The following is a 2,950-nucleotide window of genomic DNA, read 5'->3' as shown; positions in this document are numbered from 1 at the left end:
GCCCCCTTGAGGGGGCTCGCGAAGCGAGTAGGGGGTGGGTCAAGTCACCTTCGAGCGAGACGTGAACTGCGGCGCGTCCCAGGAGCGTGAGTCAAGGATGTCCCCCAGCACCCGCACCGCGCACGCAACATCGGCGAAACCGTTGTACAGCGGCGCGAAGCCGAAGCGCAGCAGCTCGGGGTCGCCGGCGCGGAAGTCGCCGATGACGCCCTGGGCAATCAGCGCCTGCATGACCGCATAGCCATCGATCCCCTCGGGCAGCGAAAACGACACCTGCGAGCCGCGCATGGCCGAGTCCCGCGGCGTGGCAATGACGGCGCCCGGCACGCGCGCCTCCACGCCACCGATGAAGGCCTCGGTCAGCGCCAGCGACTTGTTGCGCAGCGCCTTGATGCCGCCCAGCTTCTGCGCCGCGTCGTACACGTCCAGCGCCGTGTCCAGCCCCGTCATCGCCAGCACCGCGGGCGTGCCGCACTGGTACTGCTGAATGCCCGGCGCGGGCTGGTATTCGCTGTCGAAATCGAAGGGGTTGGCGTGTCCCAGCCAGCCGGTCAGCGGCTGCCACACCTGGCCCTCGTGGCGCGGGTGCATCCACACGAAGGCCGGCGCGCCCGGGCCGCCGTTCAGGTATTTGTAGCCGCAGCCAATGGCGAAGTCCGCCGCGCTGCCCAGCAGGTCGATGGGCACTGCGCCGGCGCTGTGCGCCAGGTCCCACACGGCCAGCGCGCCGGCCTGCTGCGCCCAGCGCGTCAGCAGACCCATGTCATGCATGCGGCCGGTGCGGTAGTTCACATGCGTCAGCATCAGCACGGCGCAGCGCTCGTCCAGCAGCGGCGGGATGTCCTCGGGCTGCTCGGTCAGGATCAACTCGCCGCCATGCGCCCGCACCACGCTCTGCGCGATGTAGTTGTCGGTGGGGAAGTTGCTGCGCTCGCTGATGACAACCTTGCGCTTGCCCTGCTGCAGTTGCAGCGCGGCATGCAGCACCTTGTAGAGATTGACGGAGGTCGAGTCCGCCACCAGCACCTCGCCCGGGCGCGCGCCCAGCCACGGCGCCAGCCGGTCGCCCAGGCGGCGCGGCAGGTCGATCCAGCCGGCGGTGTTCCAGCTCTTGATCAGGCCCTGACCCCACTCCTGCTCCACCGCGCGCTGGATGCGCTCGGGTGTGGCGCGGGGCAGGGCGCCCAGCGAGTTGCCATCCAGGTAAGTGACGCCGTCGGGCAGCGTGAACAGCTCGCGCAGGCTGCGCAGGGGGTCGGCGGCATCGAGCCGCTTGGCATCATCGAGATTCATGGCAGTTCCCTCAGGACGGCGCGCACCGGGGAGGCACAGGCGCCTTGTAGTTTGAGTGGCAGGGCGATCAGCTCGTAGTCGCCCTCGGGCACGTCGTCGAGCACCAGGTTCTCCAGCACGCGCAGGTCGTGGCGGCGCAGCTGCTGGTGGCTGTCCAGCACCTTGGAGTCGGCCGGGTCCACGCTCGGCGTGTCGATGCCGATCAGCCGCACGCCGCGCGCGGCCAGCCATTCGACGGCCTCGGGCGCGTAGGCGGTGAAGGCCGGGTTCCACACCGTGTCGGCCTTGTCGCAGCAACGCACCAGCACGCGCGGCGGCAGGTCGTTTTCGGCGTGCYGAAGATGCCCGACCATGATCAGCGGCGCGGCGCCGATGGCGTGGATGACGCGGCAGCGGCCGAGATAGGTGTCCAGCGGCACGTCGGAAATAGCCGGCGCATCGTTGGTGTAGTGCAGCGGCGCATCGGCATGCGCGCCCACGTGAGGGCTCATCGTGATGGCGCTGAGATTGACTGGGCAGCCGGGCGACAGCTGCGCCGTCCAGCGCAGGCTGTAGGGCTCGTCGCCCGGGAAGATGGGCGCGTCGGGGCCGACGGTGGGAGAGATGTCCCAGAGTCTGGGAGAGAGGTTGGAGCTCATGGCGGCGGCACCTTAGCGTTGCAGCGGCCCGTGTGGTGTCGGTTAATTCCAACTGGCTGTCAATCGGGCGCGGCAGCCGCCCTKGGCGCTGCACCTTCTCGCAGCTGCGGCTTTATGCCGTTTTAAGTGGAATGGACGGCCGGCACGGCAGGTGGTTGATCGCAACCGCGCAGCAGGGCCGGGTGATGTCAATATGCGTATGGGTCGGGGCGAATAAGTCATTGGTCGAATTGTTCGCGCGGACAAAGACTGTGCGGTTCCGTGGCGTTCAAGAAATTTACATTGCTACCTATACGCAGACATTTCCTGGCACGGGCCGTTGCGCTCGTTGCCGCGCTGCCGGCCTGCTCGTTGGCAGCGCCGCCCATACCAACGAGTTCGCTGTTCGACGTCAGGCGTTTCGGCGCCAAGGGCGATGGCCGCACGCTCGACTCGCCGGCGGTCAATGCGGCCATTGCTGCCGCGGCGGCCGCGGGCGGGGGTACTGTCTATTTCCCGCCGGGGCGCTACCTGTCGGCGTCGATCCGGCTCAAGAGCAACATCACGCTCTACCTGGAAGCTGGCGCGGTGATCGAAGCGGTTGACGCCAGCGTGGCGCGCTACGACCTGCCCGAGCCGAACGAGGCCGGYGGCAACTATCAGGACTACGGCCACAGCCACTGGCAAAACAGCCTGATCTGGGGYATTGGCCTGAAYAACGTGGCCATCKTSGGCGGCGGCTTGATTCAYGGCAAAGGCTTGATCAGCGGSCACGACAARTACACSGGCTACTACACCGACAAACCGGAYCAGCCCGGCGAAGYCGACAAGGCGATTGCGCTGCGCGAATGCAGCAACGTGACCTTGCGCGATTTCTCGATCCTGCATGGCGGCCATTTCGGCATATTGGCAACCGGCTGCGGCAATATGCTGATCGACCACCTGATCATCGACACCAACCGTGACGGCATGGATATCGACGGGTGCAACAACGTGCGCATCACGAATTGCAGCCTGAATACGCCCTGGGACGATGCGAT

General features: G+C 67.0%; 3 protein-coding genes. 1 reads left to right on the top strand and 2 read right to left on the bottom strand.

Annotation, left to right across the window (positions count from 1 at the left end):
* Positions 1 to 39: 39 nt before the first annotated feature.
* Both kynU and kynB read right to left on the bottom strand, forming a co-directional pair.
* Complete coding sequence (gene kynU, locus AC1DU6_RS25555; protein WP_477860523.1) at positions 40 to 1,293, bottom strand: kynureninase; 1,254 nt, start codon at positions 1,291 to 1,293, stop codon at positions 40 to 42.
* The gene (kynB, locus tag AC1DU6_RS25550) at positions 1,290 to 1,931 is read right to left on the bottom strand and encodes an arylformamidase (RefSeq protein ID WP_477860521.1); all 642 of its coding nucleotides are present in this window, start codon (positions 1,929 to 1,931) and stop codon (positions 1,290 to 1,292) included. The genes kynU and kynB overlap by 4 nt, the downstream gene beginning before the upstream one ends.
* A gap of 261 nt (positions 1,932 to 2,192) precedes the next feature.
* Here kynB and AC1DU6_RS25545 point away from each other — a divergent pair.
* Positions 2,193 to 2,950, top strand: a 758-nt coding sequence (locus AC1DU6_RS25545) for a glycoside hydrolase family 28 protein (RefSeq protein WP_477860519.1), incomplete at its 3' end; no start/stop codon positions are given.

The sequence above is a fragment of the Roseateles sp. P5_B10 genome (assembly GCF_056400485.1).
Note: the sequence above shows the minus strand (reverse complement) of the source record. Positions and strands in the feature narration are given on the sequence as shown.

What these genes read in the sequence shown, in the direction of transcription:
- kynU (WP_477860523.1), bottom strand. Translation starts at nt 1,293, where the DNA reads ATGAATCTCGATGATGCCAAGCGGCTCGATGCCGCCGACCCCCTGCGC.